The organism is Streptomyces lancefieldiae (assembly GCF_031845825.1).
In the GTDB taxonomy this organism is placed as follows: domain Bacteria; phylum Actinomycetota; class Actinomycetes; order Streptomycetales; family Streptomycetaceae; genus Streptomyces; species Streptomyces lancefieldiae.
In genome coordinates this window covers 1-255 of record NZ_JAVRFH010000443.1, presented here as the reverse complement: position 1 = coordinate 255, position 255 = coordinate 1, and the positions used below count along the sequence as shown (strand labels likewise).

Below are 255 nucleotides of genomic sequence, written 5' to 3'. Positions count from 1 at the left end.
ACCCGTCGCCTGGCTCGCTCACGCCTGCCGCGAGGGTGAACCGGCCTGGCTGCTGTTCGGCCAGCCAGCCTCGCGCGACCAGGCGTTTCGCTTTCGACCGCAGTGCCTCCACCCGGGCCGGCACCACATCCATGCCGAACATGGCGGCCATCTCCTGGCAGGTCAGCGGCCCTTGATGAAGCCGGGCCCGGTCCGCGAGCACCTGCAGGATGCGCTGGTAGTCGACCGACAGCACCGACCAGGGCAGCCCCTGGC

The 255-nt window shown here is 71.0% G+C and carries 1 pseudogene; it reads right to left on the bottom strand.

Annotation, left to right across the window (positions count from 1 at the left end):
* Positions 1–255: pseudogene (locus RM812_RS42885) on the bottom strand (hypothetical protein); the annotation flags it as partial.